Consider the following 15530-nt stretch of genomic DNA (forward strand, 5'->3'; position numbering starts at 1 on the left):
GCCGTCGATGAACCGGCTGCGTCAGTTCTGGGTCGTCACCCGGCCATTCTGGTGTTCGCGCCAGGCCTGGCCGGCCTGGGGGCTGCTGGCCACGGTGCTTGGCCTGACCCTGTTCGGGGTGTGGCTGAACGTGCGCCTGAACGAATGGAACGGCGCCTTCTACAACGCCCTGCAAGCTGTCGATGGCCCTGCGTTGTACCGCCTGCTGTACCAGTTCGCGGGCCTGGCGCTGGCGATGATTCTGTCGGTGGTGTACGCCGACTACCTGCGCAAGCAGCTGCTGATCCGCTGGCGCGCCTGGCTCACCGAGCATGTCGTCGGGCGCTGGCTGGCCACCGATGCCTGTCACTACCGCCTGCAGTTGCAAGGGCATGAACCGGACAACCCGGACCAGCGCATCGCCGACGACATCCGCCAGATGATCGAGCTGAGCTTGCAGCTGCTGCTGTCGTTCGTCCGCGCGCTGGTGACCCTGGTGTCCTTCGTCGCCATCCTCTGGGCCTTGTCGGGCAGCTTCGCTTTCAGCCTGTGGGGCAGCGAGTATCGATTGCCTGGCTACATGGTCTGGGCGTGCGTGCTGTACACGGTGCTGGGCATCGGCCTGACCCAGTGGATCGGCGGCTCGCTGCAGCGGCTGAACTACCAGCAGCAACAACGCGAGGCCGATTACCGTGGAGCGCTGATCCTGCGTCGGCGGCACGCCGAGGCGATCGCCGGGCAGCACGGCGAGGGCAGTGAGCGCCGGGCCCTGGGGCGCCGCTTCGCCGAGGTGGTGGGCAACTGGTACCGGCTGATGCGCGCGGAGCGCAACCTGGCGTTCTTCACGGTCGGCTACAAGCAGGTGACCATCATCGCACCGTTCTTCTTCGCCTTGCCGGCCTTCCTGGCGGGGCAGTTGCAGCTGGGCGGGCTGATGCGTATCCAGTCGGCGTTCGGCCAGGTTTCGGGTTCGCTGAGCTGGTTCATCCACGCCTATCGCGATATCGCGCTGTGGTCGGCTTGCGTGGAGCGTCTGCATGGGTTCGTCCGCCTGCTCGAGGCCGACCGGGCAACAGCGCCGCTCGCGCCGCGCACGAGCGTCCTGCTGGAGGCGCATCTGAGCGTGCGCCAAGCCGATGACGACCCTTTGCTGGCGCCGTTGGCACTGGGCCTGCGCCCCGGCAGCCTGACCCTGTTGCATGGGCGTTCCGGCGTGGGCAAATCGACCTTGTTGCGCACGCTGGCCGGTTTCTGGCCGCACTACAGCGGGCGTCTGATGCGACGTGAAGAGGCCTTCTGGATACCCCAGCAAGCCTACCTGGCCGACGAACCGCTGGCCGAGCTGTTGGCCTACCCACGGCCGGCGGCGGATTTCCCTGAGGCGCAGCTCGTGCAGGCATTGGCCGATGTCGGGCTGGGCGAATGGGCCGGGCGGGCGTGGCAGCGCGCCGATTGGAACCAACGGCTATCGGGCGGCGAACGGCAACGGTTGCTGTTCGCCCGCCTGCTGCTCAACCAGCCACGGTTACTGCTGCTGGACGAGATCACCTCGGCCCTCGATCCGCAGACAGCCAGCGAACTGCTGTCGCTGCTGCGTGAACGCTTGCCTGACAGTGCCATCCTGCTGGTCAGTCACCAGCCTCACCTTGCCGCCCTGGCCGACACCGTGATCGAGCTGGGCGTGCCTCAATCCGCCGTCAAGGAACTCCCCGTCGATGCTCTCTAGAACACTGTTACTGGCCAGCATGCTGTGCCTGGCGGCCTGTACCGTCACGTCGTCCGACAACACCGATAGCGCCGCGACCGTCAGCGCCGTCGGCGAGCTGCCGGTGCGCCCCGGCCTTCGCGACTATCGGCTGGACAACGGCCTGCGCGTCCTGCTGCTGCCACGCCCGGAGCCGGGCGTCGAACTGCGTCTGCTGGTGGCCACTGGCTCGATGCAGGAAACGGCGCAGCAGCGTGGCCTGGCGCACTTCGTCGAGCACATGGCGTTCAAGGGTACGCGGCATTTCCCCGGACAGGCCGGGTTGCAGGCGCTGGAGCGCGAGGGCATCAGCCTGGGGCCGGACATCAATGCCGCGACCCGTTTCAACAGCACCCTGTACAAGCTGTCGTTGCCCGACGGCCAGACCGACCTGGCCCTGCGTGTGATGGCCGATTGGGCTGGGCAGGTCAGCTTCGACCCGGCGGCCTTCGAAGCCGAGCGCGAGGTGATCGTCGAGGAGTGGCGCCTGCGCCAGGGTGTCGGCCAGCGCATCAACCAGCAGCTCGAGAGGCTGCGCTATGCCGACAGTGATTATGCGCGGCGCGACCCCATCGGCGACCTGGCGATCATTCGCCATGCGCCGCTGGAGCAGGCAGTGGCCTTCTACCGTGACGGCTACCAGCCCCAGCGCATGACCCTGGTGCTGGTCGGCAGCTTCGACGAGGGCAAGGTGCGCGAAGCGATTGACCAGGCGTTTGCCACCCAGCCGCGTGGCCAGGCCGTCAACCCGGCGGCGCCGCGCTTCCATGGCGACACCACGCTGCGCGTGGCCCAGGTGTTCGACGGCGAGCAAGGCCAGCGGCTGTTGCAGTTCGCCTTGCAGCGCGACCTGCCGGCCTCGCTCGACACCCAGAACGGCCAGTGGCGGGACTTGATCGATGCCTTGTGGCTCGGCGTGCTCGACGAGCGCCTCGACCTGCTGGTCGAACAGGGTGGCTTCGCCAGTGCCGGCACCGCCGAGCGTTCCAGCCTGCTCGATGCCCGTCGTGCCCAGTACCTGTTCATGGCGAGCCTGCGCGATGACGACCTGCCGGGCGCCGCCGAGCGGCTGCTCAGCGAAGTGCGGCGCCTGGCCGTCCAGCCGGTGACGGCCAGCGAGCTGGCCTCGGCCAAGCGCCGCTTGCTGGAAAAACTGCAGGGTCAGGCCGCCGGGCAGCAGCGCTACGGGCATGCCGTGCTGGCCGATGGCCTGGCCGATGCGCTGGAGTACCGCATGCCGATGTTCGACAAGCGCCAGCAACTGGCCCTGACCGAAGCCTGGTTGCCGCGCATCGGCGTCGACCATCTGCGCGCGGCGGTCGCCGAGCTGCTGCAACAGGCTTCGCCGCGCTTGGCGGTAATTGGCCCGGACAGCGATGCCGGGCGTTTCGACGACGCCCGTTTCCAGGCCGTGTGGCAGCGTGTGCAGGCCAGCCAGCTGGAGCGCTTCGCCTTGCAGGCAGAGACCCAGGAGTTGGCCCTGGCGGCGCCCGCGTCCGGCCGCCTGGACGATTTGCCGGACCTGGCCGAAGTGGGTGCGCAGCAGTGGCGCCTGGGCAACGGTATCCGGGTCATCGTCAAGACCGACCCCAGCCTGCAGGACAACGTGCGCCTCGAGCTGCGCCAGGCCGGGGGCAGCTCGCTGGAGCCCGACGACCAGGCCGGGCAGCAGCACTGGGCCATCCAGCTCGCCGAGCGCAGCGGCTATGGTGCCTACTCGCCACGCCAGCTGACACGGCTGGGCGACCGTCACGGCGTGCGTGTGCAGCCGTTCAGCGACAGCCTGTTCCATGGCCTGCGCGGCACGGCGCCGGCGGACCAGCTGGAGACACTGTTCAAGTTGCTGAACCTCAAGCTGACGGCCGCCCGGTTCGACGCCGCGCCGTTGGCGCAGATGCGCCAAAGCATGGCCGAGGGCCTGCGACACCAGCCGGCCGAGCGGCGTTACATGGACGCGATCAACCGCGATGCCTATGCCAATGGCCAGCGCATGGTCAGCGATGCGCAAGGGCCATGGCGGCACTTCGATGTGGCGCAGCTGGCTCGCGTGCATGGCGAGCTGTTCTCCGTGCGCCCAGGCATGACCCTGGTGATCGCAGGGCCTGCGGACCTGACGCAGTTGCGCGCGCTCACTCGGACCTGGGTCGCCGGCCTGCCGCTTGCCGACAGCGTGCGCCCGCACTGGCAGGACCGGGGCGTGCGTCCGTTGCATCGCGTCATGGATGAAACCTACCCCTGGTCGAGCAGCCCGAAAAGCATGGTCAGCGTGCTCTACAGCAGTCCCGCGCAGTGGCGTGGCGACGATGTGCTGGCCCTGCAACTGCTGGATCAGGTCGCCAGCCTGCGCTTGCGCCAGGCGATCCGCGAGCAGGCTTCGGGGGTCTATGCCATCGGCTTCTCCCAGTTGCTCACGCGCCTTCCGTCGTCCTATTACCTGGCGCGGCTCAACTTCACCGCCGCTCCCGAGCGGGCCGAGGCGCTGGCCGCCCAGGCCCGTGATGTCATCCAGCGGATCGCCGATGCCGGCATCAGTGCCGGCGAACTGCAGCAGGCCCGTCAGGCGCTGCTCAACGACCAGCGCCAGCAGCGTCGCAGCGCGCTGTACTGGAGCGAGGCGTTGCTGCAGGTGGCCATGGTCGATGACGATTTTGCCAGTCTGGCCAGCGAGCCCGAACGGCTGCGTGCGCTCGACCTGCAGACGGTCAACCGCCTGGCGGCGCAGTGGCTGGGGCGCAATCCCAAGCAGTTCGTCCTGGCGCCGCAGGTCGCGGGACCACAGGGATAGCACCAGGGCGTCGGCTTTCGGAGGGAACAACTAGCTTGCTCAGATTCTAAAAATTGAGCAAGACAGTTGCTCCCACAGGCGGTTGATCACGCAGGGGCAGTACAGGGCTTTCGAGGTGAGGGAACATTCGAGTTCACGCGACGGGCACCACTGTCGCCCAGTAGCGGCTACGGTAGCGCACTTGCACCGGCAGCACCTGGCCCAGGGTGGCCAGGACCTGCTCGGGCTGATGCAGGTCGAACGAACCGGAGATACGCAGTTGCGCCACCTGTGGGTCGCAGCGCAGGATCCCGGGGCGGTAGCGGTCGAGTTCCCGGACGAACTCGCCCAGGGGCATGCCTTCGCTGATCAGCAGGCCGCGAGTCCAGGCATCGGAGGCCAGGGGCAAGGGCACGCGTTGCAGATGGCTGGCGCCCAGCAGCAGTTGTTGGCCTGCTGGCACGCTGTGCTCGCCATCGGCCAGCAGCACGCCGACCTGGCCCTGGTATACCGAGATGCGTGTTGGCTGGTCGTCCAGGGCGCGTACGGCAAAGCGCGCGTGGCCGGCCTGGATCAGTGCCTGGCCGCTGCGTACCTGGGTGGACAACGGCAGGGCCTGGCGGGAGTCGACCATGATCTCGCCGCGCAGCAGCTCGATCAGCGTGTCCTGGTGCCGGGCCTTGATGTCCAGGGCGCTGGCGGTATTGATGTCGAGCACCAGCTGGTTGTCCAGTTCCAGGCGCCGCTGTTCGCCGGTGGCCGTGCGCAGGTCGGCGTCGAGTGTCGGCCAGGCGAGCTGCTGGCCGGTGTAGGCCAGGGCACCGGTGCCACCCAGCAACAGGCACAGCTTGCCGACGAAGGCGCGCCGTGAGGTGGCGTGCGGTGTCGCCCGCCAGGCCGAGAGCAACAGCTTGCCGTCGTCGCCCGCCCAGCGTTGCTGCAACGCCTGCACCCGCTGCCAGGCCTGGCGGTTCGCCTCGGACTCGTCCAGCCAGGCTTGCCAGCGCTGGCGGCGGGGGTCCTGGGCATGGGCTTCGCGCAGCTCGATGTACCAATCCAGCGCGCTGTCCAGGCTCGACTGTCTGTCGCTCATGCCTCCAGTTCCAGGCAGTGCAGCAAGGCGGTGCGCATGTATTTCTTCACCGAACTCACGGTCACCCCGAGGCGCTCGGCGGCCTCGGCGTACTTCAGGCCGTCCAGCTGGCACAGCAGGAAGGCCTGGCGCACCTTGGGCGGCAGGCTGCCGAGCAGGCGGTCGAGGGCGTACAGGCTTTCGAGCAGCGAGCAGGTCAGCTCGGGGGAGGGCGCCAGCGCCTCGGGCAGTGTCTGCAGGGTGGCCAGGTAGGCGCGCTCCAGCTCCTTGCGCCGGACCTTGTCCACCAGCAGGCCGTGGGCAATGGTGCGCAGGAACGCGCGGGGTTCGCGCAGGCCGTCGAGGTTGCGGCCCAGTACCTTGACGAAGGTGTCCTGGGCCAGGTCGGCGACTTCGCTGGAGCAGCCCAGGCGCCGTTGCAGCCAGCTTTTCAGCCAGCTGTTGTGCGCCTGGTAGAGGTTGGCGACGACATCGTTGGAGTTCATGGGAGAGTCGACATGCGAAATAAAGGCTAATGATAATCATTTGTGAATCATTGTGCCATTAGCCTTCCTGCTGTCGCTCCCACATTTGTTTCGGGCCAGTTATGCCTGTGAGGGGACCGCTGTCCGCCTTGGTGCATGCCTCAAGACAGGTGGGGCGGCAGTGGTGCCTACGCTGAAACCGCGCCGGGCCAACAAGGCGGACCAGGTAATGGCACAGGATTGACTGGCCCGAAACAGATGTAGGAGCGGCCTTGCGTCGCGATGCGCCGCGTGGGCGGCGCTCGATCTGATAGGCGCTACAAGGCCTTCGTCTGGCACCTGGCTTTGATTGTTGGCTGAGATCGCGTGAGGGCGGCTAGGTGCATGTCGGGATATTCGGTGAGGGCCACCAGGTGTTCGCCGATGTTTTTGCAGCGCCTATCAGATCGAGCGCCGCCCGCGCGGCGCATCGCGACGCAAGGCCGCTCCTACATCTGTTGCAACGTGCCGAACCTGTCAGGCCATGGTTGCCTGCCTTGGCGCATGTCTTGAGACAGGTGGAGCGGCGGTGGTGCCCACGCTGAAACCGCGTCGGGTCAACAAGGCGGACCAGGTGATGGCACAGGATTGACTGGCCCGAAACAGATGTAGGAGCGGCCTTGCGTCGCGATGCGCCGCGCGGGCGGCGCTCGATCTTGTAAGCGCTACAACACTTCCGGCGAGCACCTAGGGCCTCAGAAGAATCCGGAGCATCCCCTTCTCCCGGCTCAACGGCGAGCCGTGGCCGCAGTCACGCCGGGCGGTGAAGCAACACTTACCGGCAAAAATCCCGGATAATGCCCGCCATTTATTCGTTCCCGCCCGTTTTCTGGTACCCCTGCGCATGGAAATCAAGGTCAATTTTCTCGACAACCTCCGTCTCGAAGCCAAGTTCGACGACTTCACGGTGATCGCCGACCAGCCGATTCGCTACAAAGGCGACGGCTCGGCCCCGGGGCCGTTCGACTACTTCCTGGCTTCTTCGGCCCTGTGCGCGGCGTACTTCGTCAAGCTGTACTGCCAGACCCGCGACATCCCCACGGAAAACATCCGCCTGTCGCAGAACAACATCGTCGACCCCGAGAACCGCTACAACCAGATCTTCAAGATCCAGGTCGAGCTGCCCGAGGATATCTCCGAGAAGGACCGCCAGGGCATCCTGCGCTCCATCGACCGCTGCACCGTGAAGAAGGTGGTGCAGACCGGTCCCGAGTTCATCATCGAAGAGGTCGACAACCTCGACGCCGACGCCCAGGCGCTGCTGATGCCGGTGTCCGACAGCACCACCTACATCCCCGGCAAGGACCTGCCGCTGGAGCAGACCATCGCCAACATGTCGGCGATCCTTGCCGGCCTGGGGATGAAGATCGAGATCGCCTCGTGGCGCAACATCGTGCCCAACGTCTGGTCGCTGCATGTGCGCGATGCGCAGTCGCCGATGTGCTTCACCAACGGCAAGGGCGCCACCAAGGAGGCCGCGCTGGCCTCGGCGCTGGGCGAATTCATCGAGCGGCTGAACTGCAACTTCTTCTACAACGACCAGTTCTGGGGCGAGGACATCGCCAACGCGCCGTTCGTGCACTACCCCAACGAGCAGTGGTTCAAGCCAGGACCGAAGGACGCGCTGCCGACCGAGATCCTCGATGAACACTGCCTGGAGATCTTCAACCCCGACGGCGAGCTGCGCGGCTCGCACCTGTACGACACCAACTCGGGCAACAAGGAGCGTGGCATCTGCTCGCTGCCGTTCGTGCGCCAGTCGGACGGCGAGACGGTGTACTTCCCGTCCAACCTGATCGAGAACCTGTACCTGAGCAACGGCATGAGCGCCGGCAACACCCTCGCCGAGGCGCAGGTGCAGTGCCTGTCGGAGATTTTCGAGCGGGCGGTCAAGCGCGAGATCCTCGAGGGCGAGCTGTGCCTGCCGGACGTGCCGCAGGAGGTGCTGGCCAAGTACCCAGGCATTGTCGCCGGCATCCAGGGGCTGGAGGAACAGGGCTTCCCGGTGCTGGTCAAGGACGCGTCGCTGGGCGGTGAGTTCCCGGTGATGTGCGTGACCCTGATGAACCCGCGCACAGGCGGTGTGTTCGCCTCGTTCGGCGCCCACCCGAGCTTCGAGGTGGCGCTGGAGCGCAGCCTCACCGAACTGCTCCAGGGCCGCAGCTTCGAGGGCCTGAACGACCTGCCGCAGCCGACCTTCGACAGCCTCGCGCTGACCGAGCCGAACAACTTCGTCGAGCATTTCATCGACTCCAGCGGCGTGGTGTCGTGGCGCTTCTTCGGCGCCAAGGCCGACTTCGAGTTCGTCGAGTGGGACTTCAGCGGTCATGGCGAGGACTCCAACGTACAGGAGGCCGCCACCCTGTTCGGCATTCTCGAGGACCTGGGCAAGGAGGTGTACATGGCCGTCTACGACGACCTCGGCGCCACCGCCTGCCGCATCCTGGTGCCGGGCTATTCGGAGATCTACCCGGTCGAGGACCTGATCTGGGACAACACCAACCGCGCCTTGGGGTTCCGTGCCGACATCCTCAACCTGCACAAGCTGGACAACCGTTCGCTGAAGCTGCTGCTCAAGCGCCTGGACAATGCCGAGGTGGATGACTACACCACCATCACCACGCTGATCGGCGTCGAGTTCGACGACAACACGGTGTGGGGCCAGCTGACCATCCTCGAGTTGAAGCTGCTGATCCACCTGGCGTTGCAGCGCTTCGAGGAGGCCAAGGAGCTGGTCGAGATGTTCCTGCAGTTCAACGACAACACGGTCGAGCGCGGGCTGTTCTACCAGGCGCTGAACGTGGTGCTCGAGGTGGTGCTGGACGATGAGCTGGAGATGGCCGACTACGAGGCCAACTTCCGCCGCATGTTCGGCAACGAGCGGATGGACGCGGTGCTGGGCTCGGTCGAGGGCAGCGTGCGCTTCCATGGGCTGACGCCGACCAGCATGCAGCTCGAAGGGCTGGACCGCCACCTGCGCCTGGTGGACAGCTACAAGAAGCTGCACGCCGCGCGGGCTCGCGCGGCAGGGCTCTGAGCCGAGCCGCTTCGAGTCGGGAAAAAGGGTCGCTTGGCGACCCTTTTTCTTTAGCGCAACCGCAACACCCGGTCCAGGGACAGTGCCCCGCCGCCCCGGGCGATCAGCAACAGCAGCAGACCTGCCCAGGACAGGTGGGTTGGCCAGGCGTCGGGGTAGACGAAGATCTCGATCACCAGGGTCATGCCCAGCAGGGCCAGGGCCGACAGTCGGGTGAACAGTCCGAGCACCAGCAATAGCGGGAACAGGTGCTCGGCATAGGTCGCCAGGTGCGCGGCCAGCCAGGGTGACACCAGCGGCAAGGCGTACTCGCTCTGGAACAGCTCGTAGGTGCCGGGGGTGATGCTGAGAAAACCTTCGACCTTAGTGCGGCCGGACAGGAAGAAGATCGAGGCGATGCCCAGGCGCGCGACCAGGCACAGGACGTTGTCGCCGAGCAGGTGCTGCGCACGCTCGGCCAGGCGATTGTAGTGATGGCGCAGACCGTGGGGTGCTGCACGGGAGTGGCTGATGTCCATGGCGGCTCCTTTTCAGGCGAAGGTCAGTGGGCCAAAGGCCTGGGCACGCAGCAGCGCGCCGAGCAGGGCGCCGAAGTCCAGGTCGGGTTGGGCACCTTGGGCAAGTTGGGAGGCCTTTGCCAGCGGTAGGCCGGCGGCACAGGCATCGACGAAGATGCAGCCACCGAGGCCGAGTGCCTGGTGGATGACGCCTTCACGGCCGCCGCCGAACAGCACGCCTTCGGCTTCCCAAGGGTGATCCTCGGGCCATGCCCGGCCCTCGCGGCAGTGCTGCCAGAGGCTGTAGGCCGGATGCTGGCCGAACCAGTGCCAGCGCACGCCGGCACGAGGGCTGAGGCAGCAGTGCTCGAGGTCCGAGGCGGTCATGCCGGCCAGGTCGGCCAGTGCCAGGCAAGGGTCGTCCGGGGCGCTGAAGGCTTCGTTCCAGGCATGATCCAGGCGTGCGACATCGGCCAGGTACGGCAAGCAATGGAAGCCTGCGAGCTCATCCAGAAACGCTGGGAACGCCGCGCCATAGTGCACCAGTCGCGCGTCGCAGGGCGGCGATTGTCTGGCATAGGCTGCGGCCGCGTCGTGCATCCATTGCGCGCCCACCAGGGTTTCGACACTGGGAAAGTTGGCGCGCAGTGCGTCTACGCAACCGGCCAGCACGGTATTGCGGTACACCGCGAACGCGGCCTGCGCGCTCAACACCCTGAGCTCGGGCGCGGGGCGCAGGTAAAGCGCGTCGATGAAAGCGTTCTGGAACTGTGTCAGGGAGAGGCTCATGGCAAGGCTCCCGCCAGGTCGAGGGTGGACTGGGCGATCGCACGTTCGGCGAGCAGTGCCTCGAACGCGGGGAGGTTGCCGTCACGTTCTATCAGGGTCGGACGCGAGCCGATGCGCGCGATCAACTGCCGGTACGATGCCCATACCGGTGCTGTGATGGCGGCATCATGGGAGTCGATCAGTAGGACACCCTGGTCGTCCTGGCTGTGTCCGGCCAGGTGCACTTCGGTGACGGCGCCTGCGGGGAAGCGGGCGAGGTAGTCGCAGGCGTCGAAACCCAGATTGTGGGCGCTGACATGCACGTTGTTGACGTCCAGCAGCAGGCCGCAACCGGTACGCCGCACCAGCTCGGCGAGAAACTCGATCTCATCCCAGTCATGGCCGTCCAGGCGCAGGTAGTGACTGGGATTTTCGATGGAAATCCGGCAATCCAGCGCGTCCTGGGTACGCTGGATGTTGGCGGCGATGCGGGCCAGCGCCTCATGGCTGCGTGGAAACGGCAGCAGGTCGGGATAATACAGCCCGCCCCAGCTCGACCAGGCCAGGTGCTCCGACACCAGCGTCGGCTGTACCTGGTCGATCAGCGTGCGCAGGCGCCGCAGGTGTGCAGCGTCCGGCTCGGTGTCCGCCGCCAGCGACAGCGCCACGCCGTGCAGCGACAGCGGATGGCGCTCGGCGATCCGCTGCAGCCAGGCCAGGCGCGGGCCACCGACCATGTAGTTCTCCGCATGGACTTCGAACCACAGCCCTTCGGCGCGGCAGTCCCACGCCTGGGCATAGTGTTCGGCCTTGAGGCCGAGCCCGGCGCCCATTCGCACAGGTGCGTTCATGGTCGGTGGCCTCTGCTCAGGACTTGACCGGGGTCAGCGAACCCATGCCGTTGGGGGTCTTGATCGAGGTGCAGGTACCCGTCGGCACGTTTTTCCAGTGCATGCCGTCGTAGTCCTTTTTCGCGCTGCCAGCGCAGGTGGTGCCGGCGCCGGCCTTGCAGTCGTTCTTGCCGGCCATGGCCACGCCGTAGCATTTCTCCATGGTGGCCGCCTTGGTGGTGTCGTCGGCCATGGCTGCGCCTGCCAGGGAGGCGAGGGCAAGGGCGGCGGTGGCGAGGGCGAGGGTTTTCATGGTGTCGTCTCCAGAAGGTGGGGCCGTGGCGATGTACCGGCGGCTCATGGAGTAGTTCGCGGTGATGGGCGAGGCGGTTACAGCGCCTGCAAAATTTTTTTCGCCACCTGCGCCGGCCACCTAAGGTAAGGAAGCGGCGTCGATGCTTGCGCGCGGCGTGGCGGCGATGGTTGGATAAAAAAAGAAACCCACTGACGGTGTAACCCCGGCGGCCGATGCAACGAACTAACCCACAGGATGTGCTCAGCGCACGTGAGTCACAGCTGCAGGCCCTGCTGTTGCTTGGGCTGGCCGGTGACGCCGGGGCCTATCGCGAATTCCTCGCCGCGCTGGCGGTGCACCTGCGTGGCTATCTGCGTCGGCGCCTGGCGCAGCGGCCGGCCGAGGTCGAGGACTTGCTGCAGGAGGTGCTGCTGGCGGTGCACAATGCCCGCCACACCTACCAGGCGCAGCAACCGCTGACCGCCTGGGTGCAGGCGATCGCCCGCTACAAGCTGGCCGACCACTGGCGCGGCCAGGCCCGGCGCGAGGCGCGCCACGAGCCGCTGGAGGATGACAGCGCGTTGTTCGCCTGTGGCGAAGAAGAGCCGGCCCAGGCCAGCCGGGATCTGAACAAGCTGCTCGGGCAGTTGCCCGACCGGCAGCGCCTGCCCATCGTCCACGTCAAGCTGGAAGGGCTGTCGGTGGAGGAGACCGCGCGTATCACCGGGCTGTCCAGTTCGGCGGTGAAGGTGGGCATACACCGGGGGCTCAAGGCCCTGGGAAGGTTGATTCGAGGTAAAGACGACCATGAAGACCGATGAGCTGATCAGCCTTCTGGCGACCGCCACAGAGCCGGTGGATCGTCATGCGCTGGCGCGACGCCTGCTGCTGGCGCTATTGGCTGGCATGCTGGGCGCATTGTTGATGACCCTGGCCATCTACGGCGTGCGCAGCGATCTGGCCGAGGTGGCGCGCACGCCGTTGTTCTGGGCCAAGCTGGCCTTGCCCACCAGCCTGGGGCTGCTGGCCCTGTGGCTGACCCAGCGTCTGGCCAGGCCGGGTGTGCGCGGTGGCGCGCTGTGGGGGTGGCTCGGCCTGCCGCTGCTGCTGGTGTGGCTGGGGGCAGCCGTGAGCCTGGCCGGCGCGCCGGTGGAGGCCCGCGCCGAGCTGATCTTCGGTCGCACCTGGCGCACCTGCGCGTTGAACATCGCCTTGCTGTCGGCGCCCGTGTTCGCCGCCGTGTTCTGGGCCCTGCGCGGCCTGGCGCCGACCCGGCTGCGCCAGGCCGGCGCAGCCGGCGGGTTGCTCGCCGGATCCACCGCGACCCTCGTGTACTGCCTGCACTGCCCGGAAATGGCGGTGCCGTTCTGGGGGCTGTGGTACCTGCTGGGGATGTTGTTGCCGACCGTCCTCGGAGCGCTGATGGGGCCTCGACTGCTGCGTTGGTGAGCGGTCCCGGCCAGGCCGACCGGGGCGCGCCATCACCAGCGATAGGTCAGGTCCGCCGTTACCGTGCGTCCGGTGCCGAGCAGGCAGGCGACCGTGGCGAAGCAGCCCGCCACATAGTACTTGTCGGTAAGGTTCTTCACGTTCACCTGGGCCGACAGCCCCTCCAGGCCCGGGTCGGCCTTGCCGAAGTCGTAGGACACCATCGCATCGACCAGGGTATAGCCCGGTACCTCGAAGGTGTTCTGCGCATCGCCGTAGGTCGCGCCGGTGTAGCGCACGCCGAGCCCCGCGCCCAGCCCGGCCAGCGGCCCGCCCTGCAGGGTGTAGTCGAGCCACAGCGAGGCCAGGTGGCGGGGTACGCGCACCGGCATGTTGCCCTTGTTGCTCAGGCCCAGCGCGTTGGGATTGTCCTTGCTCACCTCGACATCGTTGTAGGTGTAGGCGGCAATCAGGTTCAGGCCATCGACCGGCTTGGCCACGCCTTCCAGCTCGATCCCGCGGGAGGTGACTTCACCCTGCTGCACGCTGAACCCCGGATGCGCGACATCCGAGGTGGCGACGTTCTGCCGGCGCAGGTCGAAGGCCGCCAGGGTGAGGTAGTTCTCCGTGCCGGGCGGCTGGTACTTGATGCCGACCTCGTACTGCTTGGCGGTCTCCGGCTCGAAAGGCGAACCATCGAAGCTGTTGCCGCTGGCCAGCTTGAACGACTCGCTGTAGCTGACGTAGGGGAACAGACCCAGGTCGAAGCTGTAGCCCAGCGAGGCGCGCGTGGTGGTGGCCTCGTCGGTGATCACCTGGTGGCTGTCGGCGATGCGGTTGGTGCTGTCCTGGCGCGCCCAGTCGTGGCGCACGCCAAGGGTCGCGACCCAGTTGTCCAGGTGGATCTGGTCCTGCAGGTACAGCCCCAGCTGGCGGTCGTCACGGGCGCTGGACAGCAGCGAGGTATAGCGCGAGGTGTCGATGTTCACCCCGCGCGCGGGGGCATAGATGTTGATCGACGGCGCGTCGCCGTGGCGCACGTCCTGGCTGCGATGGCCGCGCAGGTAGTCGGCGCCCAGCAGCAGGTCGTGGCGCACGGGACCGGTGGCGAAGTTGGCCAGCAACTGGTTGTCGAGGGTGTAGTTGTCGCTGTCGTAGTCACGTAGTTCGTAGTAGCGGGCCAGGGTGTTGCCGTTGATCACGCCACTGTTGCGAAACAGTTGATTCTGGTAGCCGTGCATGTGGCTGTAGCGGAAGTTCTGGCGAAAGCTGAAGGTCTCGTTGAAGCGATGGGTCAGCTCGTAGCCGAGGTTGTTCATCTCGGATTGTTCGCGGTCGAAGCCAGGTTCGTTCAGTGAACGGTGGCGCGGCACGCGCCCGTTGGGATTGGAACCGTCGAACAGTGAATAGGCCATGTTCGAGGTGAACAGGTTGGTGTTCTTCTGGTACGAGGCCAGCAGGGTCAGGCTGGTGTGCTCGGAGAGCGCCCAGGTCAGGCTGGGCGCGATGTACTGGCGGTCATCCTTGATGCCGTCGATTTCGTTGTCGGCGTCGCGGCCCAGCATCACCAGGCGATAGGCGAGGGCGCCTTGATCGTCGAGCACATCGCCGACGTCCAGGCTCAGTTGCTGGCGGTCGTGGTTGCCCAGCGACAGGCCGACTTCGCGGTGGGCGGTGAACAGCGGCTTCTTCGACACCAGGTTGACCATGCCGCCGGGCTCGCCCTGGCCGTAGATCACCGAGGCCGGGCCCTTGAGCACTTCGATGCGCTCCAGACCATAGGGCTCGGGGGCGTAGTAGCCGATGTTGTTGTTGCGCAGGCCGTCGCTGTAGGCATCGCTGTTGATCTGCTGGAAGCCGCGCACCATCAGGGTGTTGTCGGTGGGGTTGTTGCCGGACACATTGGTGTGCACGCCGGCGGTATAGCTCAGGGCCTCGGTGATGGTCTGCGCGCCCTGGGCCTTGATGCGGTCGCGGGTGACCACCGAGACCGAGGCTGGGGTTTCGAGCAATGCGCTGTCGGTCTTGCTGGCGCTGCTGGCGCGGCTTGCCAGGTAGCCGTCCACGGCCCCATAGGCGCTGTCGGCGCGGGCATCCACGGCGGTCGGCGCCAGTTGCAGCGCGGCACCTTGTGGCTGGGGCAACAGGCGATACTGGCGCTCGCCGCTAGGCACGGCGATCAGCCCGCTGCCTTGCAGCAGGCGCTCCAGGGCCTGGTCGGCGGTGAAGTCGCCTTGCAGCGCAGTGCTGGTCTTGCCCTGGCTGAGGTTGCCATCGCCGACGATGTAGATGCCGGCCACGCTGGCCAGGCGATTGAGCTGTTGGGCCAGCGGCCCGGCCGGCAGGTCGTAGCGGCGCGCGTCGTCGGCCATGGCGGGGCTGGCGGCCAGCAATGGCAGCGCCAGCAGCAAAGGGCGCAGGCGCACCGGGAGCGAAAGCAGGGGCATGGAGGTTCCTTGTCAGGGCGGATGAAACGGTGTGTTCATCTGCTAATCCGAACGAGGGCGGAAAAACCGGAACACCCCTGCAAAATATTCTTGTTTCGCTTAGCGCGGCTCGATGCTGTGCCACCAGGGCAAGGGCCTGCGCACG

Annotated in this window: 12 protein-coding genes; 5 read left to right on the forward strand and 7 right to left on the reverse strand. The window is 66.7% G+C overall.

Annotated elements, in window-relative coordinates; all coding sequences use genetic code 11:
• Positions 1-7 precede the first annotated feature (7 nt).
• Both N5D48_RS02000 and N5D48_RS02005 read left to right on the forward strand, forming a co-directional pair.
• Positions 8-1705, forward strand: coding sequence for an ABC transporter ATP-binding protein/permease (locus tag N5D48_RS02000; protein WP_279880516.1), 1698 nt, complete (start codon positions 8-10; stop codon positions 1703-1705).
• Positions 1695-4508: a M16 family metallopeptidase gene (locus tag N5D48_RS02005; protein ID WP_279880518.1), complete on the forward strand. Its 2814-nt coding sequence runs from the start codon at positions 1695-1697 to the stop codon at positions 4506-4508. Before N5D48_RS02000 ends, N5D48_RS02005 begins: the two co-directional genes overlap by 11 nt.
• A gap of 133 nt (positions 4509-4641) precedes the next feature.
• On the opposite strand, the gene N5D48_RS02010 is transcribed toward N5D48_RS02005, so the two are convergent.
• Both N5D48_RS02010 and N5D48_RS02015 read right to left on the reverse strand, forming a co-directional pair.
• Positions 4642-5580 (reverse strand): FecR domain-containing protein, encoded by a 939-nt coding sequence (locus N5D48_RS02010; protein ID WP_279880519.1) that lies wholly within the window; start codon positions 5578-5580, stop codon positions 4642-4644.
• On the reverse strand, positions 5577-6065 hold the full coding sequence (locus N5D48_RS02015) for a sigma-70 family RNA polymerase sigma factor (protein WP_279880521.1): 489 nt from the start codon (positions 6063-6065) through the stop codon (positions 5577-5579). Before N5D48_RS02015 ends, N5D48_RS02010 begins: the two co-directional genes overlap by 4 nt.
• An 862-nt stretch (positions 6066-6927) precedes the next feature.
• On the opposite strand from N5D48_RS02015, the gene N5D48_RS02020 reads away from it, so the two are divergent.
• Positions 6928-9120 carry an OsmC domain/YcaO domain-containing protein gene (locus tag N5D48_RS02020; protein WP_279880522.1) on the forward strand — a complete coding sequence of 731 codons (2193 nt, stop codon included), beginning with the start codon at positions 6928-6930 and terminating at the stop codon, positions 9118-9120.
• A 50-nt stretch (positions 9121-9170) separates the two neighbouring features.
• On the opposite strand, the gene N5D48_RS02025 is transcribed toward N5D48_RS02020, so the two are convergent.
• From N5D48_RS02025 to N5D48_RS02040, 4 genes are read right to left on the reverse strand one after another with little or no spacing between them, the layout of a single operon-like run.
• Positions 9171-9638: a DoxX family protein gene (locus tag N5D48_RS02025; RefSeq protein WP_279880524.1), complete on the reverse strand. Its 468-nt coding sequence runs from the start codon at positions 9636-9638 to the stop codon at positions 9171-9173.
• A 12-nt stretch (positions 9639-9650) separates the two neighbouring features.
• On the reverse strand, positions 9651-10406 hold the full coding sequence (locus N5D48_RS02030) for a DNA-binding domain-containing protein (protein WP_279880526.1): 756 nt from the start codon (positions 10404-10406) through the stop codon (positions 9651-9653).
• Positions 10403-11236 carry a DUF692 domain-containing protein gene (locus N5D48_RS02035; RefSeq protein ID WP_279880528.1) on the reverse strand — a complete coding sequence of 278 codons (834 nt, stop codon included), beginning with the start codon at positions 11234-11236 and terminating at the stop codon, positions 10403-10405. Before N5D48_RS02035 ends, N5D48_RS02030 begins: the two co-directional genes overlap by 4 nt.
• A gap of 16 nt (positions 11237-11252) precedes the next feature.
• Complete coding sequence (locus N5D48_RS02040; RefSeq protein WP_279880531.1) at positions 11253-11528, reverse strand: DUF2282 domain-containing protein; 276 nt, start codon at positions 11526-11528, stop codon at positions 11253-11255.
• A gap of 215 nt (positions 11529-11743) precedes the next feature.
• Here N5D48_RS02040 and N5D48_RS02045 point away from each other — a divergent pair, with 215 nt between their 5' ends.
• Complete coding sequence (locus N5D48_RS02045; RefSeq protein WP_279880533.1) at positions 11744-12331, forward strand: sigma-70 family RNA polymerase sigma factor; 588 nt, start codon at positions 11744-11746, stop codon at positions 12329-12331.
• Positions 12318-12959, forward strand: coding sequence for a DUF1109 domain-containing protein (locus tag N5D48_RS02050; protein ID WP_279880535.1), 642 nt, complete (start codon positions 12318-12320; stop codon positions 12957-12959). Before N5D48_RS02045 ends, N5D48_RS02050 begins: the two co-directional genes overlap by 14 nt.
• 32 nt (positions 12960-12991) lie before the next feature.
• Here N5D48_RS02050 and N5D48_RS02055 read toward each other — a convergent pair whose 3' ends face one another.
• Positions 12992-15385: a TonB-dependent siderophore receptor gene (locus tag N5D48_RS02055; protein ID WP_279880537.1), complete on the reverse strand. Its 2394-nt coding sequence runs from the start codon at positions 15383-15385 to the stop codon at positions 12992-12994.
• Positions 15386-15530: the final 145 nt, after the last annotated feature.

This window comes from Pseudomonas sp. GD03858 (assembly GCF_029840925.1).
GTDB lineage: Bacteria > Pseudomonadota > Gammaproteobacteria > Pseudomonadales > Pseudomonadaceae > Aquipseudomonas.